The following is a 24102-nucleotide window of genomic DNA, read 5'->3' as shown; positions in this document are numbered from 1 at the left end:
TGGCAAGCCTATTACCGACTGAAACACCGCCAACCGGCAGACAGTTCGCCCGCTGTGGTCCGGGCACAGTGTGAGGCTGTCATGAAATTATTGGGTTAAGTTATGGCTAATTTATCGACATTGACGGTGGGCTTGCTGGTCAATGCGACTTCGTTCAAATCCCAGATGAGGGATGCCTATCGTTATGCCGGGCGGGAGTCTGAACGCTTTACGGATCAGGCGGGTTCGGATGCTCACAAACTGAAAAAGACCTACCGTTCACTGGCATCGCACATCAAATCGGTGTCCGGGCAACTGGCGTTACTGGCGGGTACGGGCTTTTCACTGAACACGATGATTTCCCATACTCGTCAATACGGGCAGACATTGTCTGACTTGTCTGCCATTACCGGTACAACGGGTGAACAGTTAAAGAAACTGGATGAAAACGCCCAACGGATCGGGCGTACCACGGAATTCGGTGCTACCCGCATTGCTGAGGCGTTTAAACTGATGGCTTCTGCCAAGCCAGAACTGCTGAAAAGCACCGGGGCGCTGACGCTAGCCACTGAGAAAGCGGTGATACTGGCACAGGCGTCCGGGATTGATCTCCCGGATGCGACTCGAGCACTGGCGTTATCGCTGAATCAGTTTGGTGCCAGTGCCGCCCAGGCTGACCGTTTTATTAACGTACTGGCAGCCGGGGCGAAATATGGCTCTTCTGAAATCAACGAAACCGCGCAGGCCATTAAACAGGGTGGCACCCTAGCCGCTCAGGCTGGGATCAGTATTGAAGAACTGGGGGCGGCTATTCAGATACTGGCAGAGCGGGGTATCAAAGGCGGCGAGGCAGGCACGGCGATTCGTAACGTGATACTGGCGCTGGAGCGTTCCACCGACAAGAAACTGAAACCTTCCGTGGTGGGTTTGTCGTCGGCACTGGAATCTTTAACGGGCAAGAACCTCTCTACAGCGCAAGCGGTAAAGTTATTCGGACGGGCCAATGTCAGTGCCGCGTCGAACTTGGTCACCGGGCGGGAAAAACTGGAAGTATTGACCCAAGCCCTGACCGGAACACAGGTCGCCTATGAACAGGCCAGTGCGCGTGCGAATAACCTGAGTGCTGATCTGGAGGTGCTGACGAGTGCTTTTGAAGGCATGGCGTTGAAAATCGGGCAGAGTACCGATGGCCCATTGCGTACCGGAGTACAGGGGGCAACCCATGCGATTAATGCGCTGTCCGAGAATGTTAATCTGGTGGCCAGCGTGGCATTGCATACGCTAATCCCCGTGATAGCAACAAAGCTGACCGCGGGATTACGTGAAAATATGACGGCATGGCGGGCCACCGAAAAAGCGGCTCGTGATATGGCCAAACAGCAGGCAGAAACGGCAAAACGTACTCTTGAACAGGCCAATGCCACGCTACGTTCAACGGAAGCGCAGGGCAGGCACATTCAGTATCTGGAAAGAACCAACCGTTTGCATAGACTCTCCGTCAATTATGCGAAAGAAAAAAGCACCCTGATCCGACAGGAAACGGAAGCCCTCAAACTACAAACACAGGCCACCGGACAACTTGAAGCGGCTAACCGCCGGCTGTCTTATGCCTATCGGGCATTATCTGTCGCGGGGGGCGCTGCCCGTGGCGCACTTTCCCTGATGGGGGGACCATTTGGTGCCGCAATGTTGGCAGGTTCTGCTCTGTACGGGTTATATAACTCTAGCGTCCAAGCCAAAGAGGGGTTGCGGCACTTAAAGGAGGAAACCGTTGAAACGGTGGCTGAACTGCAACGGCTTTCCAAAATTAAGGTGGCGGTCGAGCTGGATAAGACTGACGATGATCTTAACAATCTGAAAGCAGAACTCAGGCAGATTGATAGCCAACTGGAACGGTATTCTCAAACCCGAATCAAGCACTTAGAAAATCGTCAAAAAGGGGTCTTAAGTTTTTTTTATGAAGATCCGAAAGCAGTTGAAAAGCAAGGCCGGGTCTTACTCAGTCGGCGAGAAGATATCCTCAAAGGGATAGAAAAGAAAACCGCCAGAAAGAAAAACCTACAGACAACCTCGGTCGCGGGGATTTTTGACCAGCCATTGCCTGAGCCGCCAAAACCCGAAGAGAACGGCACGGGTAATCCGTGGACAGGTCAGGATCTCATCAAAGCAGAGAAACAAGGCAGACAATCACTTCACCTTTATCAGCAGTTACGCAAGGACATTGAGCAGACCCATGCCACCAGCCTGGATCGCATCCGATTCAGCGAGAAAGAAATGCGGGGTAAAATCCATGAAGTTGGCAAATCGGGTATCGCTTCGGACAGTGAGCTGCAACGCTTAAACCTCCTCAATGCCGAAAATCACCAAAAACAACGCCTCGAACTGGCAGAAAAATATTCCCCGGTAGCCGCATTGATCCGGCAGGAAAAAGACGCCAGCGAAGAACTGAAAGCGCTGTATAACGAACGGTTATTAACCGAACAGGAATACCTGTCCGCCAGTAAAACGCTGTATCAAACGTCGGTGAAAGACAAATTAGCGGAACAGGCAAAGCAAATTGCCGCCCCGCATCTGGATAGGGAGGGGGAGGTCGATCCCGTTGTGCAATTGCAAAATCAGCTCACAGAACAAACTGCGCTTTACGACACTTACTACCGGAACGGACTTATCAGCAAGGAACGTCATGAACAGTTAATGACCGCCGCGGCTCATCGTTCCAACGGCGTGCAATTGGCTGCTGCTAAGGATTTATATGCCTCGCAGGGTGATTTCCAGAAAATGCAGATGGATCTGCTGGATGTGGTCGAGCAACGTACAGGGAGTGCGTTAACCGGCATGTTGACGGGCACAAAATCCTTTTCAGCATCCATGCGGGAGCTGTCGGCCTCACTGGCGCAATCCATTATTCAGGATTTGATCCGTATTGCAGTGCAGGCATTGATCACCAAAGCCCTCTCCGGTTTCTTTGGGGGTGGGATGGGTAGCATGGGTGCCAGCGCATTGTCTTCGGCGGGAGGTAGCCTGTCTTCGGTGGGCTCTGGCACCACAATAACGCCGGATGTCTGGAAGAGTCCCATCATGAATGCGAAAGGCGGCGTTTATCAATCGACGGATTTAAGTCAGTACAGCGGGCAGATGGTCAGTCAACCGACGCTTTTTGCGTTTGCCAAAGGGGGCGGGGTGATGGGGGAAGCTGGCCCGGAAGCGATCTTACCCTTAAAACGCGGTGCTGACGGCAAGCTGGGGGTTCAGGCCACTGGCAGTACGGGCCACCAGACCTTTAATTCCGTTCATATTGTGATCCATGCCGAGGGGACGCATGACACGAAAACATCCCGGGGTGCCGAGTCTGCGGGGCAGGACATCGCGAAATTTGTCGATCAGCGCTTCAAATTTTTACTGCATAAAAGTCTGAGTCAGGGTGGTGAACTCAGTGCGGCGATTAAAGGAGGCCGATAATGATAAAAACCTTTGATTTTCCTGTCAGGGTAGGCGCGAGTGGCGAGTTTGAGCCGATGGTACGTACTGTCCAGTTCGGTGATGGTTATAAGCAGACCTCCGGCAGTGGGATCAACGCGCAGCGCGAAAATTGGCCGGTGTCTTTTGTCGGGACGCTGTCTGATATCCAGCCGATTATCGCTTTTCTACGTGAGCATCAGGGCTGGCGCGCATTTAAATGGCGTAATCCGCTCTCTGAACCGGGATTGTATCAGGCAGGAAAATTCACTGTTCAGGCCCATGGCGTTTATTTCACGCTCTCCGTGACCTTCACCCGTATCTATCATCCGTAAGAGATCTCATCATGACCATGAATGCAACACTTCAGCGGCTTGAGCCGGGAAGTAAAATTGTCTTATTGGCTGTCGATGGCTCGGTATTTGGCGGGCCTGTCTTGTACTTTCACAATCATCCTATCCCGTATACCGAGGCTGAGCTGGAAAATAGCGGGAACTTACCGGTGAAATCGCTCTGGTGGCAGGGTGTAGAATACAAACCGTGGCCCGTCAGCATTGAAGGGCTGGAAGTGACCAGTGATGGAAGGGCGGTAACGCCTACTCTCAATGTGACCAATCTGGACGGCACACTGAGTGCGTTGTGTCTGGCGTATCAAAACATGGTGCAGGCGCGTGTCACGATCCGCATGACCTTTGCCCATTATCTGGATGCGCGTAATTTTCCCGATGGCAACCCGCAAGCCGATCCGACGCAGGAAAAAATCGATGTTTTCTACATTGACAGCAAAACTCAGGAAGATAACGAAAGCATCCAGTTTTCGCTCTCTTCTCCCGCCGATTTGCAGGGGATTAAAATTCCGACCCGGCAAATTCACAGCCTGTGTACATGGTGCATCCGTGGACTGTATCGCCAGTCACCGTGTGGCTATACCGGCACCCGTTATTTTACGGAAAGAGGCAAACCGACCAATGATCCGGCCTTGGATGCCTGTGGAGGGTTAATGCGCGACTGTAAAAAACGTTTTGGTGACACAGCGCAATTGCCCTTTGGGGGATTTCCCGGCTCGGCATTGCTGAGGCGATAAGCATGACGATACTGAGAAAATCGACCACCCGTGCCATGATGGCACATGCCCAAACGGCCTACCCGGATGAGTGCTGCGGGGTAATTATTCAACAGCACCGCCGACAGCATTATCTTCCTTGTCGCAATACCGCATCGTCACCCACTGAACAGTTCTGTATTCACCCGGCGGATTACGCGGCTGCCGAAGATCAGGGCGAGATTATTGCCATTGTTCACAGTCACCCCGATGCGACGACACAGCCGAGCCCGTTGGATATCGCCCAGTGTGATCTGTCACAAACGCCATGGGTGATTGTTTCGTGGCCGGAAGGGGATATCCGTACCCTGATGCCTCTGGCCGGCATTAAGCCATTGATAGGGCGTCCGTTCGTGCACGGTATTTGGGATTGTTATGCCATCGTGCGTGATTGGTACAAACTGGAACGCACACTTGAACTCCCTGATTTTGACCGTACTGATGGCTGGTGGACTCGGGGCGAAAATCTGTATATGAAACAGTATGCCGCCGCTGGATTTGTCGCCTGTCGCGGTGAATTGCAGGCAGGGGATGTGATCATTATGCAGGTACAGGCGAATGAACCCAACCACGCCGGTGTTTATCTGGGTGATGGCCTGATGTTGCACCACCTGTACGGGCAGCTCAGTAAGCGAGAGCCCTATCATGGCTATTGGCAGGAACGCACCACCATCACCTTGCGTCATGCATCCGCTTCGGCGGATTTTTTGTTTAGGAGAATGACATCATGAACACATTACGCACCGTGCGGCTTTACGGTGTACTGGGGACTCAGTTCGGCCGAGTGCATACACTGGCTGTCTCTACCCCGCAGGAAGCAATCCGGGCATTATCCGTGCGGATGAAAGGGTTTGAACGCTTCCTGCTGACTGCCAAAGAGCAGGGGCTGACCTTTGCCGTGTTTAACGGAAAACGCAATATCAGCCGGGAAGAGCTGGTGTTTTCCGGGCAGGACGATATCCGCATTGCGCCAATGATTATCGGCAGCAAAAATGCCGGTGTCTTTCAGACTATTCTGGGCGCGGTCATGGTGGTGGCCGGCGCGTTCTTGTGGGCAACCCCGTTTGGTGCGCCGATGGTCATGTCCGGGGTGGGCATGATGTTGGGTGGCGTGGCACAGATGCTCTCACCGATGCCGGGCGGTCTGGCCCGGTGCGAAGATCCCGATAACAAGCCCTCCTATGCGTTCGGGGGACCGGTGAACACCGTTGCGCAGGGCAATCCTGTGCCCATTGGTTACGGCAGACGCCGCATTGGTGGCGCTATCATTTCAGCGGGTATCTATGCGGAAGACCAACAATAACGCGCTGAGGATGAAGTATGGAAAAGCAACCCATTTTGGGTAATAAAGGCGGCAGACAGCAGCCGCGCACGCCGGTGGAAGCGCCGGACTCGCTGCAATCGACTGCCTATACCAAGATCCTCCTTGCCCTCGGTGAAGGTGAATTTGCCGGCGAGCTGGATGGTCGGCGTATCTTTCTGGATAACACGCCGCTTATCGGTGCCGATGGCTCGCCTAATTTTGAAGGCGTCAAATGGGAATTTCGTCCCGGTACGCCCCATCAGGCGTATATCCCCGGTATGCCGGCGATTGAAAATGCCCGAACGGTGAGTGCTGAACTGGTCAGCTCGTGGGTCACGACGGTCACCAATACCCAACTGTCAGCGGTTCGCCTGCGGTTATCGTGGCCCCAGTTGCAGCAGCAAAAAGAGAACGGAGACACGGTGGGTTATCGCATTGACTATGCCATTGACCTTGCCACTGATGGCGGCGCTTTCAAGGAAATCCTGAAAACCGCTGTTGATGGCAAAACCACCACCCAATATGAACGCTCCCATCGTCTGGATTTACCCACCGCCCATTCGGGTTGGCAGGTGCGCCTTCGGCGGTTGACGCCAAAAGAAAACAGCAACCGGATCGCGGATGCCATGGTAGTGGAAGCCATTACTGAGGTGATCGATGCCAAATTAAGCTACCCGGAAACAGCCCTGTTATTTGTTCAGTTTGATGCCAAACAGTTCCGCAATATCCCGCAAATCACCTGTGAACCGAAGATGCGCATTATCCGAGTGCCCGATAATTATGATCCGGACAGTCGCACCTATTCGGGGGTGTGGTCAGGCACCTTCAAATGGGCATGGAGCGACAATCCGGCTTGGGTGCTGTATGACCTGATGATCAATGACCGGTTCAGCATCGGTACCCGGGTGAAAACGGAAAACCTGACTCTGGCAAAATGGGATCTGTACACCATCGCGCAATATTGTGATCAGATGGTGTCGGATGGTGAAGGGGGCGAAGAGCCCCGTTTTACCTGCAATGTGTATATTCAGTCACAGGAAGATGCCTGGGCGGTGTTGCGTGATATTGCGGGGATTTTCCGGGGGATGACGTTCTGGGCCAATAACAACATGAACGTGCTGGCGGATATGCCCCGTGACAGGGATTATCTCTTTACGGGGGCCAATGTACGTGACGGTAAATTCACCTATGCCAGTGCCAGTGAGAAAACCCATTATTCTACGGCGATGGTGAGTTGGTCTGATCCGCAGAACGGCTATCAGGATGCGATCGAACCGGTGTTTGAGCATCGCCTGATACGTCGCTATGGTATCCGGCAGGCCGATATTACCGCTATTGGTTGTACCCGCCAGAGTGAAGCTATCCGGCGTGGAAAATGGGTACTGTATACCAATGAACACGACCGGACCGTCACCTTCACTGTTGGACTGGAGGGGCGTATTCCTCTGCCGGGTTACCTTATCGGCATATCGGATAATCTGCTGTCAGGAGCCGGCAGAAGTGGGCGTATTCAGGCTGTGCCGAGGCGATATATGCTCACGTTGGATCGGGTGCCATCAGCAAAATCGGGGGACTGGTTGGTCGTCAACCTGCCTTCCGGTAAAACAGGAAAGGATCTCATTACCGCGATCAACGGACAGGACGTTTCCGTGAGTAGCGGTGGCTATGCTTATTCAGATCTCCCGGAGGCGGGGGCCGTCTGGTCCATTGAATCCAGCTATAGCGTGGAACACCCTTTCCGGGTGATGGGTATCAAAGCAGGGGAAGACGGTATCTTGTTTGACATCACGGCAGTTGAACACAATCCTGACAAATATGCCCTTATTGACACGGATATTCGTATTGATGAACGCCCCGTGGCCACCCTCCCACCCAGTGTTCAGCCGGCACCGAAGCATGTCCGTATCGACAGTGATACGGCAATCAATCAGGGCATTATCACCACCACGTTGCAGATCACATGGGATGCCGCCAGCAGTGCCGTGGCCTATGACGTTGAATGGCGTAAAGACAATGGCAACTGGATAACGGCACCCCAGACAACCGCCCGGCGTCTTGAGGTACCGAACGTCGATGAAGGACGCTATCAGGCGCGAGTCAGGGCGATGAATGCCGCGGCAATCTCCAGTATTTGGACGATCACACGGGATACCCTGCTGGAAAGATACACAAGGCCGCCATCAGAACCGCAGTCCTTCCAAACCACGCCGCTACTTTTTGGCATCCGACTGGACTGGGATTTTGCTAATCCGACGAATATTCTGCTGAAAACGGAAATTGGCTACAACAAAAGCGGAGAAGATGATGGCACGCTGAAGTTCGCTGATATTGCCTATCCACAACGCACCCACACGTTGCAGGGATTGGCCGCGAAGGAGAAACTCTACTTTCGGGCACGGCTGGTGGACAAATCAGGTCATGCTTCAGCGTGGACGTCGCTGGTCAGTGGCCACGCATCCAATGATACCGGCTGGATAGTGGAAGCCAGTCGGGATCATTTTCTGGATGCCGAAACCGGGCGGCGCTTGCAGGAACAACTTGCTGAACAGGCCAGAGACGATGCGCGTTACAAGCAATCCGCTGCGGAAAATGCGCAGGCCATTGAGAAACTGCATGACATGCTGAAAGATCTTCAGCAACGCACACGATAATCCGCTAACAAGAGTTTCCGGCCATCATTATAGATTCGATTCCCACGGGTTGAGGATCGTCACCCCTGAGGACTGAAAATCGGCTACGTTACGCGTGACTACCGTCATACCATGCACGAGCGCTGTCGCCGCAATCAGCGCATCACGCTCGCTGCATCTGTCTGGTACGTGCAACCGAGCGCAGCGTTGTGCTACGGCTGTATCAACAGGCAATGTTCGTTCAGAGAACTCCGGTAAGACATGTTGCTCCAGCCACGCCCGCAGTATAGCCCCCTGTGTGGCGTCCTTACGCTCAATCAATAAAATGCCAAGTTCTAATTCCATGATGGTGATGGCGGACACAAAGAGAGCAGCGGCATCAACATTTTCAGCCCATGCCGCCACGTTAGGATCAGCCTTCCCAGCGCGAATTTTTCGTAGCTCGGACACGACATTGGTATCGAGTACATACATCATGAGAAATCAGCCGGACGAGTGTCGATAGTCACGGACTGGGGTTCAAACTCAATGTCTGCAACGCCCGGCATCGCCAGCGAATCGGCAATGTTGCGATGCTGCTTTGTCAGCAGCCGGTACTCCTCAATGCTCAACAGCACATGTGCAGGCTTGCCACGATCAGTGATGAATACCGGGCCGTTTTTGGTTGCTTTCTTCGCGCGGGTCACATCCTGGTTCAGCTCCCGGCTGGAGAGAGTGGTGATAGTCATGGTTGTACCTCCTGCTTAAATTAGCTATATAGGTACATTACTACATTATGAATAATAGTGCAAAGTTTGTTCACTTTGCCATTTTCCCAAATGGCGGCGGGTAATACGGCTGTTAGTTTTACCACTCTTTGGTGTCCGGTATAAGGCAGCGATAGTCAATAGAAATGGAATACATTCGCTGTCGTTATTTTGCGAGCCGCTTTGCAAAGGTCATTTTTGTCAGTGGCATGTTATTTGGGCGGGGGATAGAGTGGCGGTGAAAATTTAAACGCGGCTTTAACGTGCTGGAAACACGCTAAAACCGCTAACCACAATAACTACAGGATTAGTTATTATGGCTGACACGCATTCTACTGCAGGCACTCGCATTTACAAAATTTCCCAACCGGAACGTTATCAGAAAGTGGTTTATCGCCCCAATGGGGTGAACCGCACGACTCCTGCCATCAATTTAAGTGGAAAATGGCTACTGGAAGCCGGGTTTTCCATCAATGATCCGTTAAAAATCAGAGTGATGCCCGGTTGCCTGATCATCACAGCCCAAAATTTTCATGAATTGTGGCACTGCTTAAAAAGCCTGAATGAAGGTGAATGGGATGATATCGCCGTGGCACAGTGGCTGCGGCAATTTCCCGGAAAATTAAATAAAAAGCTGCCGAAATAAACGCATAATGCTATGTTTTATCAATTAAAACATAATATTGAACGCGATTGCGTAAGCTGTGCTTTGCACTTAAATGGCAAAATTTTTCTTTTGCGAAGCCGCTCGCATTTTATTTTATGAATCAACAAAGAAGGAATCTATGGAGCTTAGATTTTCTACTGAAAACGCTGAAAAACCGGAATGTGTATTACGTGGTGATGATATGCAGCAGATGGGATTTACGCCCAATAGCCTGTTTCATATCCAACAATATCACAACGGGCTGATGTTGACATTGGCGAAGCCTGACGATGATCCAGCAGCCCTGTTCCGCGCTGTGGAAAATGATCCGAAGCAGGGCATCGATTGGGTACGTGATAATGGCGAACTGTATCTGGCGGGCGATTGGTTAACGGAAACCGGTTTGTTGGATAAACCTGTTCAAGTTGCTTTCGGTTACGGCAAAATTATGTTGATGACAGAGTCTGACCTGCCTGAATCGTGTAAGACATTTTAATTTGCTGATTGTATTGATGTGTTAACTATGGTTGACACATCGTATTGTTTATATACAATAATGATATTCGCTTTAGAGGTGAGCATGATAACCATTGAAAGGACTCAAGATTTTGAAAAATGGTTAAAATCCTTAAAAGACAGGATAGCCAAAGCCAAGATCTTAATCAGAGTTGAAAGAATGGAAGAGGGCAATTTTGGTGATGTTGAACCTGTGGGAGGTGGAGTTTCGGAACTCAGAATACATTACGGGCAAGGCTATCGTGTCTACTTTGCTAATAAAAATAATAAAATCATATTATTGCTCTGTGGTGGAGATAAAAGCAGCCAGCAGGCAGATATAAAGAAAGCCAAACAACTTGCGAAAGAATGGGGATTTTAAAATGAAAACAGAACCAAAAAAATTCGATGTTGTGGAGTTTTTAGAAACCGAAGAAGATATTCAGGCATACTTAAATGCCGCTATCGAAGAGAACGACACAAAATATTTATTTAAAGCGTTAGGCAACATTGCCAGAATAAAAAATATCAGCCAACTTTCTAAAGAATCAGGAATAAGCCGAGAGGGGATATATAAGGCGTTATCCGGTGAAGGCAACCCGTCGTTTAATACCGTATATAAAATATCAAAAGCATTGGGTTTGAAACTGCATTTCACTGGGACTTAATCAATTCTCTTTTTCACACTAAAAACTGTGAATTATCCATGTAACATTATATAATTTGTTAAAATTAAATATATAAATACGGAGTGTTATGTTTAAGATTGTTTAGAGTAATCAATTGTCTAATAATAAACCAAGTCGTGATAAAGTAAAAAAACAGAAACTACTTTTAACACGACTTGTAACCTATGCTAAATAAGCTTATCAATTTTAAAATTAACGTGATATTACTTAGACTTTTCCTTCTTGAAGAGGTTTGTTTTTTTCTCCTCCCCACGGGTCATCTAACATATATTTAGCATCAACCTTAATTTCAGATGGGACAAAAGTTAATTTATAAAAAACTTCATCACCTTCACATATTTCATAGTATAAGCTATAAAGCGTTTCTTTAAGGTCTAAATCAATCTTAAATTTTTCAGTCGCTGACGCTATCTCCAGTTTATTTTTATCTGTGACATAAAAAGGAACAACCATACACCGCTGAACTAGAGGGTCCATATTAAAATTTACTTCAAAAGTTAAGTGTATATTCGCGCCAAAAGCGTCATCTGGTAAAGGATCGAATACAACATAATCTTTGTGAAGAATAGCTCCTTGTTTGATATTCTCATTTCCCCATTGACATAGTATTTCATCAAATGGTCTTGAGCGAACCTGAATTTGGCTATGTGATATCAATAAATCTACTACTTGTTCATTACTTTTCATTCTGTTACCTATTTTTAATTATAATATAAACCATGTTATCAATCATTGAGTATTCATCAAGGTAAGAATGAACAAAGCCGGAAAATTACGGGATTTTTCTGGCTTAATCTAAGCTAATAAATCAGTTACTTTTCCCTAATGATTCAAACCATTGATAATGAAATTTTGCTTGCTCTTCTGGGGTGACATCAACATCTTTATCCTCAAAATCAAATATATGAACCTGATTTTCAGGTAAGCCATACTGACCTAATTTAGTTTCATAAGCTGTTATACCTAAACCCATATCCCTCTGCATTGCCGATGGGAATACATTTATTTTTGCTCCTTTGCAAAGAAAAACGATATCTTTTAATTGGTTTCTTAAATCTATAAAGCATGAAAAATAATCAATGCCGTTTGATTCTGCCAACTGATTGTTATTATGAAATATTCTTAAGCAACAATGCCTATCAGGAGAATCAATCAAATGCAATTTAGCTTCTTCCATTTCACCATTTATTATTATTTTTATTTTTCTTTCATTGACGCATATCATTTTTCATACCTTTTCAGATCTAAACTATTATAGTTACCCATATTATCACTGGCGCTAACTGGTATTGCACTTAATCTTTTTAGATTTACTCCCCAAGCATACCAGAGTCAATCTAAATATTATTAGATCCACTTCTATTAGAGATGTTACTCTTTCTTCAATTATCAAAAAAAGTACCAGTGCAGTTTGAGTTTAAATAAAAATTAGCCAGTTACTATTTATTAACAAGTTCAAAGAACTTCAACTACGGCAACAAATTTAGGGCCTTCATATACATTTAAATTAAATCCTTGAGTAAGTAAAAAATCAGGAGCATTATCAGCTAGAAAATAAGCTTTTCCTAAACCTATTCTCTCATTTCTTTCTTCATCATAAGAGTTGCTTTTTATGTCTAATACTAAGCTCCAATATGTTGTTTCACCAATCTTACTTTTTATTGGCTCAGTAATGACATAATATAATGTATTGATTGGTAAATTATTTTTACCACCTTGGTTTTCAGAAATCCAATTAATTTGGACATTAATGATTAATCTTTCCATAAAAGTATTTTCAAATTTTTACATGATGAGAGAGATATAAATTTATTCCATTTGGGTTTGATTTTGGTTTTATTCAGAACAGACTCTTCAATATATCGAGCATTACCTGCATTATACAGGTTTTCACGTGAATAGGCAGAATTTGCTACGTGGTCTGGTACATGGATTTGAACAACTTGGAATATCATGGAATCTTCCCAGTTTTATAGTGTTAATTTCAATTCATTTCAGAATATTTAAAAATGCCTAATAAAATTACCTGATATCTTGCTGGTTGCCGTTCGCCAACTGCAAGAATGGCTAATAATTTTACGTTTTTCATCTTGCAGTCATATATGTCATACATGACTGATAAATCATCATAGTTGTGAGTCATGATTGTTGATAACGGAAACTCTTTGATACCTTTAATTCTATCTTTTATTGCTACTCGCAAATGTTCATCTAATTTATTTAAGTTCTTTAGACTTGAAACGCTGATAGTTATTTTTTCATCACAGCATGAGGACTTAATGGTATGATTTAGTTTATAAAATTCGTCTTCGAACCCATCATAAATCATCTCTTTTTTCTTCAAATTTTTCATTTTTAAGCTCATGACAACCTCTTAAGAGCGCCATCTGTTACTAATTGTTCAATTTTACCAGAAAATTTATATTGAGTACCCATACTGGGCTGTTCAAATCATGGAATAGCTGGCTAAGATCTTCCGGGATTTTGAGGTTTTTAGCCAGCTCAAATTGATGTAGTTCAATGATTTTGGTCACCATGATAGACTCTTAAAAGAACAAAGCCGGAAGATCACAGTGATCTTTCCGGCTAATTCATTATGTTAGATATTATTAATCTAAATATGGTGATCTATATTTTTGTACTGTAAGTAAAGTATTTATTTTATCTATACATTCTTTTGGATCTATTTTTGATACAAAATACATATAAAAATCATATCCAAAATGAAATTCGCATGTATCTGATATGAGTTTACACCACATATCTTCTCTCAAAATTGATTTAATTCCGTTTTTTAATTGATTGATATCTATAGACTCACCTTCAATATATGAAATTTCATCAACACTTACTTCTAGTGCTTGGATTTTAAGAGACTTGATACCTAAACAGTTACATAAATTAATAATATAATCTATATATTGATTTTCAATCCGTTCGTATTCATCTTTTTTTACTTTTTGACCAATATCAAAAAAGCTAGTCCATTCATCAGGATCAGAATAAATATCGCCATTTTCATTGATATTAGTATATTTTGTTATTCTATATGAATATTTCATTAGTCACCTATCCTATTCAGATCAGCATCATATGTTCCCGATCTTGTTTTCTTGCTACCTAAATTTTTCACACTATCAGCAGCCTTCCATACACCTCCATTATGTTGATCAACATCAGGAGTAATATATTTCATTTTGTTCGATGCTTTCTTATTCATATAAATAGGTTGTCCATGAGAACGCTCGTTAATTTTTGTATATCCGAGCTTTTTAGCCATTTCGGCAAAGTTACATTTTGCTAATCCAAATGGATCAACAAAATTAACCGGATTATCGACATACCCATACGGATTCAGCCCACCCAATAACCCAATGGGGTCAGGCGATATGTACTGCGCGGTTTCCGGTAAGTAATACCGATAGCGATTGTAGTAAAGCCCGCTTTCGTCGTCCTCAAATTGCCCTAAGAATCGGAAATTGCAGTTAACATGATAATCGGCATGACCGGAGCTAACCACCTGAAAACTATCTGCCTGTCCCCACGTTTTTAGCCGCTGTGCCCAGACTAGTACTCCTTGTTCGTCTAGCATCTCGCGCGGTGTGCCCTGATGGTCGCTCACGATATAGTGTAGCTTGTATTTCTCAAAACGGGCTGACGGCGTTAATGAGTAGGGTTCATATAACCAACGGATACGTTGACCTTCCGCCGGCGTGCCGTCAGCGTAAATTGGCGTTTCCTCGATAAGTTGATCGCCGCTCCACAGGTAATCCTGCCCCATAATTGCATCGCTTCTCGGCTCTACATCTGGTCTACCAGCCAACCACAACTGTAAATTAGTTGCGGCCAGTTTTCCATCGTGAATTTTGAGTTTTTGGAGACGTCTGCCAAAAGGATCATATTTATACTGCCAACGCGAGCCATCCGGGGTTTCACAGTGGGTGAGCTGGTTTTGGGTATCCCAGCGATAGCGCCAGATTTGCGGGCGGAAGCCATCATGGTGTTCGGTTTTTTCGATCAAACGCCCATTGTCATCATAGCGATAACGATTATTTCCGTGCTGCACGACGCGCCCGGCTTGCTGACGTTGGTTGATTTGTGCCACCGCTCCCTGCGCATCGGTCGGGAGATGTTGGCTCAGGTTGCCGTTGGTGTCATAACTGAACTGCTCTTCATGCGGACGTGCGCCCTCGAACAGCGTATGCAGTATCTGGTCGTTGGTATTGTAACGGTAGCGGGTTTGCCCCCAGCGACTGTCGTCAATTACCCGCACATTATGGGCACGGTCATATTGCCAGTTCCGGTTGACGGCGGTGGCTTGTGGCGGGAAGTGCGGGTCGTTTTGAGCCAGTGTTTCCCTGAAAAATTGCGTGGCTTGTCCCGCCGATTGATGTGCCAGCAGACCGGTAGCTGTGTAGCGGCTGGCAAGGATAAAACCGTTGGCACTTTCGCGCACCGTTTCCCGCCCCAGTGCATCATGTTGGAAGGTCAGTGGTGCATGCTGGTTAAGCTGAAAGTGATTCAGACTTCCCGACAGGTTATAGCCGAAGTGCAGGGTATTGCCATCTACGCTTTCGCTGACCGGATGCCCGGTCAGGCTATCCCACTCACGGGTAATTTCCCTTCCGTTGGTGCGCTCGCAGATTGGCAAACCGGTGGTTTTATCATACTCATACTCGACGGTAGCATCGGCGTTAGTGGCTTTCACCAATTGATACCGTTTATTGTATTCGTAAGAGGTGGTGGCTTTAAGCTCTAACTTGCCCTCTTCCGGTTGCCAGTTTTCCTGTTTTATCAGTGAACCGGCAGCAGAGTAGTGCCAACGTAATTGTTGACCATCCGGATATTGTGACTGAATACGGCGGCCCAGCTTATCGTACTGATAAGTAATGGTACGCCCGGTAAAATCAGTTTCTCGGATAATTTGCCCGGCGGCATCCCGCTCATAGCGATAGGTTTCACCCGTGGAGGCGGTAACCGAATTCAATCGGGTCAGACGGTCATAACCAAAGCACAAAATAGTACCGTCGGGTCGTGTGACTTGGGTTAGCAAGTCAAATGCGCCGTAAGTGTAGCGTGTGGTACGGCCTTCGCCGTCAGTTACTGCCACCACACGCCGTTCACTGTCATAGGCCAGTTGCTGCGTAGTGCCATCCGGTAGTTCAACATCGGTCAGGCTGCCGTTAAGGCTGGCATGGTCATCGCTATAGCGATAGTAGGTTCGTTGTTTGAGGGCATCGGTGAGTTGGCGCAAACGACCCAGTTCATCCAGTTGCAGCCCAGTGGTCTGACCGTCCGGTGTCATCACTGCAGCCAGCCGTTGCTGCTCGTCGTAGGCGTAATGCCATTGGCGACCATCTGGCAGCAGGCGTTGGCGTAATTCACCGTGGAGACCGTATTGGTATTCTTCTTTGTGCCCCAACGGATTAGTCAGTGCGGTCAGGTTGCCCTGCTCATCATAGTGAAATTGCCAGCGATCGCCCGTTGGCAGGACACTTTCAATCAGTTGCCCGTGTTCGTCATAACCGTAATAAAAGGTGTCGCCAGTCGGTAGTTTTACTTCGGTCAATGCACCGTCAGGATTGTAATCGAATGAGGTTATTCCACCCTCTGCATCAGCTTCCCAGACAATTTGGCTGTGGTGCCACTGGCGGCGGGTGATGCGCCCCAGCGGGTCAACTTCGCGGATCACCAGACAGTTGTTATCGTAGTGATACTGGGTTTCACCGCCTTCCGCATCAATATACGTGGTGATACGAGCATTATCGTCATAGTGGAAACTATCGAACCAGTAGCCACTGGTGGTGGAGGTTGTGAGTACTCGTCCACGATCATCGTAAGTAAGGGTAACATCGGTCTGATCGGTATCGTGCCAGCGGATCATCTGCCCCTGTGCATCATATTCATGCCACAGGTGGTTATGCTGGAACGCTTCGCATTCGCTTAGATAGTCTTGTGAGTCATAGTGACAAGTGACTAATCGCTGCTGTTTTTTCTGTTCAAGATAATCTAGTGTTTGGAGTTGCTGATCCTGATAACCCAGGATCAGCCGGAAACCGTCGGTGCGAGTGACTTCGATCAATTGTGAGTGTTTATCGTAGATAAACCGAATCGCGTTCTGACGTCGATCGGTGATCGCGGATAATTTACGGATAGATCCAACGGCATGATTGAAGTGGTAGGTAAGCTGGGATTGACGATCAATCAGCTTCAATTCATTGTTCAATTCGCCGGTCAGCAGGTAATGGGGGATATGCTGGTTACGGGCGAGCACCGTGTTACCCGGTGTGCTGAAATCGTAGATCACGCCGTCGGCATCGGTGAAATTTACCTTACCATTGACCAGTTCCAACTGACGTGACCAGTCATCCGCCCATTTAGGGCCAAACAGGCCGTTGAAATTAGCGGTGGAGCGATAAGTGCGAGTCAGGGTAATCGGCAATAATCCGGGAATAGCAATAACCGGCCAGATTTGTAGAAAATCACCAGTCGCAACATCAACGGGTTCTCCTTTTTTTATGCAGGTTCCGTTACAACTTCCCTCTTTGTTGGTTGATGAGGTCGCGTCATCATTATGTTGCTGAGTTTCCTTTTTCGGACTAGCACCTTTTTGTTGTGCTTTTTTGAGTTTTGGCCCCACCTTGGCTCCTATTTTAGCCGCTCCTCTGAGGAGTCCACCAATGCCTGTAGCAGAAGAAGCTCCAGTGAAGATTAAGGCCCCACCTTTCTCGGCATCACTTTTCATTTCCATCTTAATCGCATCAGCATTGACCATATCAACGGCCTTTTGCTGAAGGTCAGAAATTCCGACGGGAGCGACGCCCATATATCCTAATGCTTGTTCGACTGCAACGGCGGGAGTCGTTGCGACTATAATCGCACCTTTCCCGAACAATTCGCCAATTTCAGGAACGGTATTCCAGAGCGCTTTTCCTGCCCCGATAGCGGCTGCTCCCGGATTATCCCAGGCGGCATTCAACTCTTCTTTGGCTTCCTCTCCCCACTTTTGCACGTCTTCCTTGGTCTCATCCCACCATTCTCCCACCTTGTCAAAAAATCCTTTTTCTTGCTCAGTTTCCGGTGTGACGGCCGGATTCGCTTCATGTGGCGGATTTGCCCCCTGTGGTGCCTGCCCGACGATTTTACCTACCGTGTTACCCGTACCGCTCGGGCTGTCATCGCGGACTTTGGTTGGCAAAGATTCGTTAGGTTCAGGAGGAGGTAACTTCCATTCTTCCAACGGAAATTCACCACTTTTGAATTTATCAACAGCATCCTGCACAACCTGCTTGAATCCATCAGGGGTCCATACTGAATTTTCCCCTCCGACTTCGCTGTGAGGGAACAGGTCTTCCGCATATTTGAGAGCCATTTCGGCTCTTTCTTGCGTGTGGATGGTAAAGTTTTCACAAAATTGTTTGGCACCATATCCTGTAATTTCAATTCTGACTGTCATTGCGTTTTCCTTATGCTCCATTCATCCAGAATTCATCTCCATGGCGCAGTACCAGCTTGTTACCTGCTCGGACAGTTTGGGTATGTGCTTTTGGATGGCATTTACCCCCCACAGTCCCGCTTTTGACACCATTTGCCACACCCGGTTGGTCACCCAGTGTCGTGGGTACAAAACTGCGGGCAAACACCACCACGGGTTGACCATTAGCCCGCACGGTTTTTTCCGGTGCCGAACTGTCTGCCAGTTTCGCGACCACCGGATAGGGGATGGGCGGTGTGGCAGGCCCTATCGGGGTTTTGCACACGTCCGGCAACATACCGATAATCATCCATGTGCCGGCGGTACGGGCGATGTAGTTATCAGCCATGCGTTTTCTCCTCTTCCAGTGGTGCTAGTTTGAGTAACGGCGCATCTGGGTTAATTTCAAACCGGGCTTCGGCGACCCGCACGGGCAGGGCGGCTTTGAAATTCAGGCGGCAGGTCAGATGCAGTGTTCTGGCCTCGCTGTCGACAATGAGCGTATCGAGGCGCATCGGCACAGGTAACAGAATGCCGTTTTGCATGCGCAACAAAATGAACGGACGATGTCCGGGCAGTTTGACATGCAGGTCACTGTGGGGTGTCAGGCCACTTAGCGTAATGGCGATATCCGTGTCTGGCCAGTCAATCTGCTGGTCAGCCGGTGCGCCGTTCCAGTAACCGAAGTCAAAATCTTTCGGCAGGTAAGGGTGGCGATGCTCTAACCAGTCGGCATCGTAAGTACCGGCCAATTGGCGGCGGGGCAACCACGGGCGACCGATAAATCCCATGCCTTGTGGCTGGCAGGCGGGCGTATCGGGTGGCAACGCTCCCGCCAGTTGCGCTGTAAAATGCTCGGCAGTAAAAGGTGCCTCTGACCGGATGATGCGCGGGGCAGGGTAGCGAGTGAGTTGTTTGGCGTTGGCGTACCACGGGGTGATAAATCCCGTTCCCAGCGGGTTGGTTTCACAAACCGCATGGGCCACTGGGGCATTTTCCCCGTCCGGATGTTGTTGGCGCTGTTCCGGAGTCAGGCGGTCACGCTCTTTGAGGTGTTTGCTTGCTTTATCGTCAGCCTGAATTTTGCATTCGCCCCCGAAAGCGTAGCGATAATCCAACGGCAGAGTGGTAAAGGGTTTTGGCTCCGTCAGTTGCCAGTGGCCGCTGGCATCACGGATAAATTCCCGCTCGCCGGTGATGGTCAGGGTTTTGTCGAGCAGGGGCTGTCCCTGTTGGGTGTTGACCTGCAACCGTACGGGAAATTCGGTACAGGGACGGTTATCCGGTGCGTAGGCGGTGCCATTAACAATCACATCGCAGCGCGGCTTGAAGGGAGCAATATCACTCTCCTGCAATACCTGCGAGGCATTCATTTGCCCGCGATATTCATCCTGTAAACACAAAGGCGGCGCGGGTAGCAGTTCAGCGACGCATTCCCCCTGTCCGGCAGGCATCAGCTGGTAGCCAATTTTCATGACCGCCACATGATGTTCGGTATCGTCGACATCGAGCATTGAATAGTTCATCACCGCAAAAGGGGTGAGGTTACGAAATTCCATCTCAGTCTGTCCTTGTTAGTTCAGGTCGATGTCTTTACCGGTGATTTGTACCGGGCCACTGGCCTCAAATTTGAATTCACTGCCCTGTATGGTGATTTTGCCTGAGCTGTCCATCCGCAGGACGCTGGCACCGCATTTCAGTTCAATCACATCACCGGCATTGATGGACAGGGTATTACCAACTGCAATGGATTTATGGCTGCCGACCTGCTCAGTCTGGCTGGCGCCGACGGTGGTATTCATGCTGGTGCCGACAGTCAATGCGTAGACCATGCCGATGGTTTCCGTGCTGGTCATTTTCACCATTTCGTTTTTGTGCTCATTCACCTTGATGGTCTGGTTTTTCTCCACGGTTTCGCTGTGGTTGGCCAGCACATGGGTATCGCGGTTATTGAGCACTTTGGTGTTCATGTCTTTTTGTGCGTGCAAATCCAGCCGTTCACTGCCCTTGGCATCTTCAAACAGCAGCTCGTTATAGCCTTGCCCTTTGTGGGTTTTGGAGCGGAATGCCATCTGAGTTTTGCTGCCCGGTAAGCTGCCCGGCGGGATATTGCTGGCATGGTAAGTACGCCCGGTGACGATAGGCTGGTCCGGGTCGCCGTGCAGGAAATCCACCACGACTTCCTGTCCGATACGTGGAATAGCCAGCATACCCCAGCCCTGACCCGCCCACGGCTGGCTGACCCGTATCCAGCAAGAGCTTTGGTCATCGCTCTTGCCGTAACGGTCCCACGGGAATTGCAGACGCACACGCCCGTACTGGTCACAGAAAATTTCTTCTCCTGCCGGACCGACCACTTTGGCGATTTGTGGGCCATCAATCACCGGTTTGGGGCGCGGTGCCGGACGCCAGTTCTGGTTCTGGCGGATGAAGGTGAAGTGACTGTTCAGTGTTGTGCCGGAGCCTGAGCTGGCGCTTTCCAGTGCCTGCGGCTGGCTGCCGTTGTGGCTGGCGGAAACGGTCTGCCATGATTGATTCAGGTCTAACCGGGGATGGTTATCAAGAATGAATAGTTTGCCCGGTTGCAGGGCAATGGCATTGCCGCTGCCTTGCCCGGTCTCCGCGTCGCTGCGCAGAGCTTCCAGTCGGTAGCGGGTGAAATCCTTGCCATGGGCCTCATCTTTGAAGCGACCCGGATAGTCGTAGTGCTCGTAATACAGTTGCTGCAGGTTTTCATCCCGCATCTGTTGCTGAAATTCCGCTGGCCATGCCGGGTTCTTGAAGGTGTAATCCTTAAGCTGTACCTGAGCTGGGCGGACCTGAGCGCTGCTGGTCAGGCTGCTGACCGCGGGTTCACCCAGTGTACTGACTTCACCCGGCTGATAGGGCAGGCGGATGCCCGGTGGTACAGAGCCGCAGTCGTCGGCAAACACCAGCGTGTTGCGTCCGTTACTGCATTCGAAGAAGTAGAAAATACCTTCTTCCGCCGTCAGCCGTTGCAGGAAATCGAAGTCACTTTCCTGATACTGCACGCAGAATTCGCGCTCCGGGTGCGGGTGGCGCAGGTTGAACACGACATCGCGGATGCTGTGCTCTTTGAGGATAGTGGTGATGATGTTGGCAATGTTGAGCTGTTGGAAGATGCGCGAGTTCTGCCGTAAGGTGGTGCGCCACAGGTCAGGGCGGATGCTCATCCGGTAGGTGGTCTGGTGCAGGCCGGTATTGCCCTGCTCAAAGCGGGTGACGATGCCGGTGATGCTGCGCTGTTCGATGCCGTTTTGCAGAATAGTCAGTGTTGCAGTGCGGTCAAGCACCAGCGGGAAACTAATGGCGGGAATGGCGCTTGCCAGCCCCACTTCCAGTGCAAAGGGATGCGAGAAATGTTCGTTCAGGCTAAAGTCGGTGACGACAAAGGTCTGTGCCGGCAATCCGCCTGCGGTCAGGGTGAATAGCAATCCGCTGGGGTCAGCACCACCCAGTAATCCCAATACCTGACCGGCTTGCTGTAACAGCTTGCCGGCCGATGAGTTACCCGCGGCAGCCTGAGCTGTCATTCCGGCTTTTTGTCCCGCACCACCGGCAAAGCCGCCACCACTGATGAGGCTACCGGCACCGACAGCAGGACTCCCGCCTGCACCCGTCAACAGGTTTTTGGCCTGCTTTGCCATCTGTGCAGTTTGCTGTCCTTGTCCTAACAGCGATTTTCCTTTCTTCAATGTTGTGGCGTGTTTTTTCACTGACATCTATTCTGTCTCCCTGAGATGATGGAATGTTATGCAATAGGCTATCCCGCCTGATAACAACGCAGGCCATAACATTCGGGCACAAGAGTTAAATTTAACTCAGATTGTCTCCGCAAATGGGTTAATTAAGGACGCAATATGCGGTTTTACGATAATTTGAAGAGACGTTGTTGTCCGAATATATCGGTTGAACCGTGATAAATAAAATAGGAACAATAATAAATAACGAATGGGTAAAGTCCAAATCAAATCAAGTGAAATAAAAAACGGCATCCAGCAATGACAGTGTAAAAAGTTAAAATAATTGCCGTTTTAGAATAACATTCTCAATTAACGTATATAGTTAGCGCATCAGGCTATTGGTTATTTATCCGTAAAAGAAAGGATTTTCTTAATATTATGAAATAAAAATAAAAAAATTAATAATATATTTGACAAGGCCATGATCATTTCTATTTCGTGAAATAGATCAAAAAAACTCCTTGATAAATGAGTTTTTATTTGCTGTTTTTTTAAAAGGCAGCAATCAAAAAGGATTGACATTAAATATATAAATACCAGTCATTCAAATAAACAGAAAGTGAAATAATATCTAAACGAAAATAAACTGATTAATATTTTCTACATTTAACACGATGTTAATTTAGCATGGATAGCGGCATCTCTTTGTGGGAATTCCCCGCCCCTGCTCGTTATATTGGCACCTGAAAACTTAAGCTGTCGGACAAGACGGTATTGATCAAGTGTCTAATAAATAGCCATAAGACATCATATGTGCTAATGTGGGTTTGTGGGAAACCAATGAGGAATGACCTATGAGTCGCTTAACTATTGATATAACCGATCAGCAACACAAGAGTTTGAAAGCATTGGCAGCGTTGCAAGGCAAGACAATCAAGCAATATACGCTTGAACGTTTGTTCCCTGACATGACTAATGAAGATCAAGCATGGCAAGAGTTAAAAGCCTTGTTGAAGACACGGATCAATGAGGGGACAGAAGGCAAGTTATCTGGGAAAAGCATTGATGAAATCCTTAATGAAGAACTTGCTGAGAACGGACGCGATTAATGGATTATATACTGACGGAAGCTGCAGAAGCTGATTTACGCGCAATTATTCGTTACACACGTAAACAATGGGGTAATGCACAGACGCACCGCTACATCACTACCCTTAAGCAAGGTATTGAGCGTCTCGCTTGCGGAAAAGGATCTTTCAAGGACATGAGCGAACTTTACCCGGCATTGCGCATGGCACGTTGTGAATATCATTATGTGTTTTGTTTGCCACGAGAAAGTGCTCCGGCATTAATCGTGGCAATTTTTCATGAAAAGATGGATTTATTGACACGCCTTGCTGATAGGCTTTTGTAATTTTGTTGTTTTTTAAGCTACGATCATTATCAGGCGTTAATCAGTGTCAACGTATATCAGGGCTAGACACCGTTATCAAATTAAGTGGGACGGATTTGGGACAGGTATCGAAAGGCAACCGCACGTAACTACGGGTAACTTTCGGTAAGGTGGGACGTGTGAGCACTGATAAATGCGGTAATTCGTTGATTTAAAAGATGGGCTTACTCTCTTCTAAGCCGTAGGTCACAGGTTCGAATCCTGTATGGCCAAAATCAATATCTTACAATAAAAAATTGAAAGCCCGCCATAACAACGGGTCAGGTAACGGGTCAAGTTATCTCTACTTCTTCTCTCTCACCCAAGCCTCATAGACCTCTTCAGGCGGTCATGTATTAAATAGTTAGTTGTTGTGATATGCTTCCCGCCTTTTAAGGGTAAAGCATGGCCAAAGCTGACGTCTATTGCCGTTATTGTCACAAATC

At 48.1% G+C, this 24102-nt stretch carries 24 protein-coding genes; 12 read left to right on the top strand and 12 right to left on the bottom strand.

From position 1 onward, the window contains the following. The first annotated feature begins 102 nt into the window (after window positions 1-102). From Xhom_RS22510 to Xhom_RS22485, 6 genes are read left to right on the top strand one after another with little or no spacing between them, the layout of a single operon-like run. Complete coding sequence (locus tag Xhom_RS22510) at window positions 103-3438, top strand: phage tail tape measure protein (protein WP_069318289.1); 3336 nt, start codon at window positions 103-105, stop codon at window positions 3436-3438. Next, entirely contained in the window at window positions 3438-3770 is a 333-nt protein-coding gene (locus Xhom_RS22505) for a phage tail protein (protein ID WP_069318290.1), read from the top strand. Before Xhom_RS22510 ends, Xhom_RS22505 begins: the two co-directional genes overlap by 1 nt. A gap of 11 nt (window positions 3771-3781) precedes the next feature. After that, complete coding sequence (locus Xhom_RS22500) at window positions 3782-4519, top strand: phage minor tail protein L (RefSeq protein ID WP_069318291.1); 738 nt, start codon at window positions 3782-3784, stop codon at window positions 4517-4519. Between the two features lie 2 nt (window positions 4520-4521). Next, window positions 4522-5268 (top strand): C40 family peptidase, encoded by a 747-nt coding sequence (locus Xhom_RS22495; RefSeq protein WP_099139840.1) that lies wholly within the window; start codon window positions 4522-4524, stop codon window positions 5266-5268. Further along, window positions 5265-5840: a tail assembly protein gene (locus Xhom_RS22490; protein ID WP_069318292.1), complete on the top strand. Its 576-nt coding sequence runs from the start codon at window positions 5265-5267 to the stop codon at window positions 5838-5840. Before Xhom_RS22495 ends, Xhom_RS22490 begins: the two co-directional genes overlap by 4 nt. Before the next feature lie 17 nt (window positions 5841-5857). Continuing rightward, window positions 5858-8491 (top strand): TipJ family phage tail tip protein, encoded by a 2634-nt coding sequence (locus Xhom_RS22485; protein WP_099139839.1) that lies wholly within the window; start codon window positions 5858-5860, stop codon window positions 8489-8491. 27 nt (window positions 8492-8518) lie between these two features. On the opposite strand, the gene Xhom_RS22480 is transcribed toward Xhom_RS22485, so the two are convergent. Next, window positions 8519-8944: a type II toxin-antitoxin system VapC family toxin gene (locus Xhom_RS22480; RefSeq protein WP_069318594.1), complete on the bottom strand. Its 426-nt coding sequence runs from the start codon at window positions 8942-8944 to the stop codon at window positions 8519-8521. After that, window positions 8944-9198 carry a type II toxin-antitoxin system Phd/YefM family antitoxin gene (locus tag Xhom_RS22475; protein ID WP_069318294.1) on the bottom strand — a complete coding sequence of 85 codons (255 nt, stop codon included), beginning with the start codon at window positions 9196-9198 and terminating at the stop codon, window positions 8944-8946. The genes Xhom_RS22480 and Xhom_RS22475 overlap by 1 nt, the downstream gene beginning before the upstream one ends. A 334-nt stretch (window positions 9199-9532) precedes the next feature. Here Xhom_RS22475 and Xhom_RS22470 point away from each other — a divergent pair, with 334 nt between their 5' ends. From Xhom_RS22470 to Xhom_RS22455, 4 genes are all read left to right on the top strand, one after another. After that, a complete protein-coding gene (locus Xhom_RS22470) occupies window positions 9533-9862 on the top strand; it encodes a SymE family type I addiction module toxin (protein ID WP_069318295.1) in 330 nt (109 codons plus the stop codon). 139 nt (window positions 9863-10001) lie between these two features. Then, complete coding sequence (locus Xhom_RS22465; RefSeq protein WP_069318296.1) at window positions 10002-10358, top strand: SymE family type I addiction module toxin; 357 nt, start codon at window positions 10002-10004, stop codon at window positions 10356-10358. 84 nt (window positions 10359-10442) lie between these two features. Beyond that, the gene (locus Xhom_RS22460; RefSeq protein ID WP_069318297.1) at window positions 10443-10739 is read left to right on the top strand and encodes a type II toxin-antitoxin system RelE/ParE family toxin; all 297 of its coding nucleotides are present in this window, start codon (window positions 10443-10445) and stop codon (window positions 10737-10739) included. A gap of 1 nt (window position 10740) precedes the next feature. Then, window positions 10741-11025 carry an addiction module antidote protein gene (locus tag Xhom_RS22455; RefSeq protein WP_069318298.1) on the top strand — a complete coding sequence of 95 codons (285 nt, stop codon included), beginning with the start codon at window positions 10741-10743 and terminating at the stop codon, window positions 11023-11025. A 228-nt stretch (window positions 11026-11253) separates the two neighbouring features. Here the strand turns inward: Xhom_RS22455 and comJ are convergent, their stop codons facing one another. From comJ to Xhom_RS22405, 10 genes are all read right to left on the bottom strand, one after another. Next, on the bottom strand, window positions 11254-11733 hold the full coding sequence (comJ, locus tag Xhom_RS22450) for a competence protein ComJ (protein WP_069318299.1): 480 nt from the start codon (window positions 11731-11733) through the stop codon (window positions 11254-11256). A gap of 121 nt (window positions 11734-11854) precedes the next feature. Beyond that, window positions 11855-12271, bottom strand: coding sequence for a hypothetical protein (locus tag Xhom_RS38070; RefSeq protein ID WP_069318300.1), 417 nt, complete (start codon window positions 12269-12271; stop codon window positions 11855-11857). Between the two features lie 230 nt (window positions 12272-12501). Next, window positions 12502-12813, bottom strand: coding sequence for a hypothetical protein (locus tag Xhom_RS22440; protein WP_069318301.1), 312 nt, complete (start codon window positions 12811-12813; stop codon window positions 12502-12504). A 217-nt stretch (window positions 12814-13030) separates the two neighbouring features. Next, a complete protein-coding gene (locus tag Xhom_RS22430) occupies window positions 13031-13411 on the bottom strand; it encodes a type II toxin-antitoxin system RelE family toxin (RefSeq protein ID WP_069318303.1) in 381 nt (126 codons plus the stop codon). Between the two features lie 28 nt (window positions 13412-13439). After that, a complete protein-coding gene (locus tag Xhom_RS31545) occupies window positions 13440-13583 on the bottom strand; it encodes a hypothetical protein (protein WP_157104635.1) in 144 nt (47 codons plus the stop codon). A 72-nt stretch (window positions 13584-13655) separates the two neighbouring features. After that, window positions 13656-14108 carry a hypothetical protein gene (locus tag Xhom_RS22425; protein ID WP_069318304.1) on the bottom strand — a complete coding sequence of 151 codons (453 nt, stop codon included), beginning with the start codon at window positions 14106-14108 and terminating at the stop codon, window positions 13656-13658. After that, a complete protein-coding gene (locus Xhom_RS22420; protein ID WP_232326201.1) occupies window positions 14108-18502 on the bottom strand; it encodes a toxin C-terminal domain-containing protein in 4395 nt (1464 codons plus the stop codon). Before Xhom_RS22420 ends, Xhom_RS22425 begins: the two co-directional genes overlap by 1 nt. A 10-nt stretch (window positions 18503-18512) precedes the next feature. Further along, on the bottom strand, window positions 18513-18869 hold the full coding sequence (locus Xhom_RS22415) for a DUF4150 domain-containing protein (RefSeq protein WP_069318305.1): 357 nt from the start codon (window positions 18867-18869) through the stop codon (window positions 18513-18515). Then, window positions 18862-20079 (bottom strand): DUF2169 family type VI secretion system accessory protein, encoded by a 1218-nt coding sequence (locus Xhom_RS22410; RefSeq protein ID WP_069318306.1) that lies wholly within the window; start codon window positions 20077-20079, stop codon window positions 18862-18864. The genes Xhom_RS22415 and Xhom_RS22410 overlap by 8 nt, the downstream gene beginning before the upstream one ends. A gap of 15 nt (window positions 20080-20094) precedes the next feature. After that, complete coding sequence (locus Xhom_RS22405; RefSeq protein ID WP_069318307.1) at window positions 20095-22263, bottom strand: type VI secretion system Vgr family protein; 2169 nt, start codon at window positions 22261-22263, stop codon at window positions 20095-20097. An 815-nt stretch (window positions 22264-23078) separates the two neighbouring features. Between Xhom_RS22405 and Xhom_RS22400 the strand changes: the two genes are divergently transcribed. Together Xhom_RS22400 and Xhom_RS22395 are read left to right on the top strand one after the other, a co-directional pair. Beyond that, window positions 23079-23333, top strand: a complete 255-nt coding sequence (locus Xhom_RS22400; RefSeq protein WP_069318308.1) for an antitoxin — start codon at window positions 23079-23081, stop codon at window positions 23331-23333. Continuing rightward, window positions 23333-23638, top strand: coding sequence for a type II toxin-antitoxin system RelE/ParE family toxin (locus Xhom_RS22395; RefSeq protein ID WP_069318309.1), 306 nt, complete (start codon window positions 23333-23335; stop codon window positions 23636-23638). Before Xhom_RS22400 ends, Xhom_RS22395 begins: the two co-directional genes overlap by 1 nt. Window positions 23639-24102 lie beyond the last annotated feature (464 nt).

Source organism: Xenorhabdus hominickii (assembly GCF_002632725.1).
GTDB lineage: Bacteria > Pseudomonadota > Gammaproteobacteria > Enterobacterales > Enterobacteriaceae > Xenorhabdus > Xenorhabdus hominickii.
This window is presented reverse-complemented; position numbering and strand designations above follow the sequence as displayed.

Excerpts from the sequence above, each read along its gene's own strand:
- Xhom_RS22510 (WP_069318289.1), top strand. The coding sequence starts at position 103 with ATGGCTAATTTATCGACATTGACGGTGGGCTTGCTGGTCAATGCGACT.
- Xhom_RS22505 (WP_069318290.1), top strand. The coding sequence starts at position 3,438 with ATGATAAAAACCTTTGATTTTCCTGTCAGGGTAGGCGCGAGTGGCGAG.
- Xhom_RS22500 (WP_069318291.1), top strand. The coding sequence starts at position 3,782 with ATGACCATGAATGCAACACTTCAGCGGCTTGAGCCGGGAAGTAAAATT.
- Xhom_RS22495 (WP_099139840.1), top strand. The coding sequence starts at position 4,522 with ATGACGATACTGAGAAAATCGACCACCCGTGCCATGATGGCACATGCC.
- Xhom_RS22490 (WP_069318292.1), top strand. The coding sequence starts at position 5,265 with ATGAACACATTACGCACCGTGCGGCTTTACGGTGTACTGGGGACTCAG.
- Xhom_RS22485 (WP_099139839.1), top strand. The coding sequence starts at position 5,858 with ATGGAAAAGCAACCCATTTTGGGTAATAAAGGCGGCAGACAGCAGCCG.
- Xhom_RS22480 (WP_069318594.1), bottom strand. The coding sequence starts at position 8,944 with ATGTATGTACTCGATACCAATGTCGTGTCCGAGCTACGAAAAATTCGC.
- Xhom_RS22475 (WP_069318294.1), bottom strand. The coding sequence starts at position 9,198 with ATGACTATCACCACTCTCTCCAGCCGGGAGCTGAACCAGGATGTGACC.
- Xhom_RS22470 (WP_069318295.1), top strand. The coding sequence starts at position 9,533 with ATGGCTGACACGCATTCTACTGCAGGCACTCGCATTTACAAAATTTCC.
- Xhom_RS22465 (WP_069318296.1), top strand. The coding sequence starts at position 10,002 with ATGGAGCTTAGATTTTCTACTGAAAACGCTGAAAAACCGGAATGTGTA.
- Xhom_RS22460 (WP_069318297.1), top strand. The coding sequence starts at position 10,443 with ATGATAACCATTGAAAGGACTCAAGATTTTGAAAAATGGTTAAAATCC.
- Xhom_RS22455 (WP_069318298.1), top strand. The coding sequence starts at position 10,741 with ATGAAAACAGAACCAAAAAAATTCGATGTTGTGGAGTTTTTAGAAACC.
- comJ (WP_069318299.1), bottom strand. The coding sequence starts at position 11,733 with ATGAAAAGTAATGAACAAGTAGTAGATTTATTGATATCACATAGCCAA.
- Xhom_RS38070 (WP_069318300.1), bottom strand. The coding sequence starts at position 12,271 with ATGATATGCGTCAATGAAAGAAAAATAAAAATAATAATAAATGGTGAA.
- Xhom_RS22440 (WP_069318301.1), bottom strand. The coding sequence starts at position 12,813 with ATGGAAAGATTAATCATTAATGTCCAAATTAATTGGATTTCTGAAAAC.
- Xhom_RS22430 (WP_069318303.1), bottom strand. The coding sequence starts at position 13,411 with ATGAGCTTAAAAATGAAAAATTTGAAGAAAAAAGAGATGATTTATGAT.
- Xhom_RS31545 (WP_157104635.1), bottom strand. The coding sequence starts at position 13,583 with ATGGTGACCAAAATCATTGAACTACATCAATTTGAGCTGGCTAAAAAC.
- Xhom_RS22425 (WP_069318304.1), bottom strand. The coding sequence starts at position 14,108 with ATGAAATATTCATATAGAATAACAAAATATACTAATATCAATGAAAAT.
- Xhom_RS22420 (WP_232326201.1), bottom strand. The coding sequence starts at position 18,502 with ATGACAGTCAGAATTGAAATTACAGGATATGGTGCCAAACAATTTTGT.
- Xhom_RS22415 (WP_069318305.1), bottom strand. The coding sequence starts at position 18,869 with ATGGCTGATAACTACATCGCCCGTACCGCCGGCACATGGATGATTATC.
- Xhom_RS22410 (WP_069318306.1), bottom strand. The coding sequence starts at position 20,079 with ATGGAATTTCGTAACCTCACCCCTTTTGCGGTGATGAACTATTCAATG.
- Xhom_RS22405 (WP_069318307.1), bottom strand. The coding sequence starts at position 22,263 with ATGTCAGTGAAAAAACACGCCACAACATTGAAGAAAGGAAAATCGCTG.
- Xhom_RS22400 (WP_069318308.1), top strand. The coding sequence starts at position 23,079 with ATGAGTCGCTTAACTATTGATATAACCGATCAGCAACACAAGAGTTTG.
- Xhom_RS22395 (WP_069318309.1), top strand. The coding sequence starts at position 23,333 with ATGGATTATATACTGACGGAAGCTGCAGAAGCTGATTTACGCGCAATT.